The 1,343-nt window shown below is 31.6% G+C and carries 2 protein-coding genes; both read right to left on the bottom strand.

The features are described 5' to 3' along the window. The coding region (locus COZ07_RS04745; protein WP_406607437.1) for a DUF2207 domain-containing protein at nucleotides 1-363 on the bottom strand (363 nt) is incomplete at its 3' end. Between the two features lie 203 nt (nucleotides 364-566). Next, nucleotides 567-1,343: ABC transporter permease (locus COZ07_RS04740; protein WP_406607436.1), on the bottom strand; the 777-nt coding region annotated here is incomplete at its 5' end.

The following is a 1,343-nucleotide window of genomic DNA, read 5'->3' as shown; positions in this document are numbered from 1 at the left end:
AAATAATTTTCTCTCATTGCTGGACTTATCATAAATTCTATAAGTTATCATATCCCCTTTACTACTTTGGTCATAATTTAATTCTTTATCTTCAGGGAAATATTCAGAAGCTTTAAAATACTGCAGGCCATCCGAGCCTTTAATCCCTATGTCTCTTATAATTCCATTAAAATCGCCATCAAAACTGTACTCAAAAATTTCACTTACCTGCATATCACCATTTTCTAATATTTTTACCTGGGCGTTATAATCAGTTATCTCAAAACTCCGCTGAGCATCAATAGACAAATTAGTAAAAGAAAATATTATTATAATGATTAATAATATGAAACTTATGGTTAATTTTGATTTAATTTTTATCACCCTCTAAATTAATATGTTAGAACTCTAACATTTTGCTTACTTTAAATAGCTGATTAATTCTTTATTAAAATAGTTTCTTTAAATATATTCTATAAAATAGTTTTAAAATCCTCTTTTTTATTTAAAAATAGCTAAAAATATTTTTATAAAAGAGGGGAATAAATAGGAATATAAACGTGTCAAAGAACCGTCCCCTGACACATTTACTCATAACTTAAGGCTTCGACAGGATCCATTTTAGCAGCTTTCATAGCCGGATAGAGACCGAAGAATAGACCAATAGCTACTGCAAAACCAAAGGCTAATAAAACCGAAGAAAGCGAAATTACCAGAGACCATTTCCCCAATTGAGCAATAAAATAAGCACCTAACCAACCTAAAATAATACCGATTATTCCTCCTAAACCGCTTAAGCTTAAAGCCTCAATAAGAAATTGACTCATTATATTTTTTCTTTTTGCTCCTAATGCTTTACGAATCCCTATTTCTCTGGTTCTTTCGGTTACTGAAACTAACATAATATTCATAATCCCAATTCCCCCTACCAGCAAGGAAATAGCGGCAATCCCACCTAACATTAGGCTTAAAGAAGCAGTAACTGAATTTACTGTATCTAAAATTTGATCCATACTTAGCAATCTAAACTTTTCCTTGTCTTGGTCATCTAAACTTTTAATTAAAAAATACTCTATTTCTCCCACCGCTGAGGAAGCTTCCTGGCTGGAATTAGCTTGAGCTAAATAAGAGGACACATATTGCGAATTGGACAATTTTTTCATATAAGTAGTAATGGGAACATAAGACCGGTCATCAAGATCACCAGTTAATCCTCCTCCTTTTTCTTCCATAATCCCAATTACCGTAAAAAGATAATTCTGATTTTTATAATTTAATTTAATCTTTTTCCCTAAAGGACTTTCACTGTTAAATAGGTCTTTGGCCAGTTGTGAACCAAGTACAATCACATTAAGGTTGGATTC

Origin of the sequence: Candidatus Infernicultor aquiphilus, assembly GCF_002784285.1 — a bacterium.
Taxonomy (GTDB): Bacteria; Atribacterota; Phoenicimicrobiia; order Phoenicimicrobiales; family Phoenicimicrobiaceae; genus Infernicultor; species Infernicultor aquiphilus.
The sequence above is the reverse complement of the archived record's forward strand: the minus strand, read 5'-3'. Positions and strand labels throughout refer to the sequence as shown.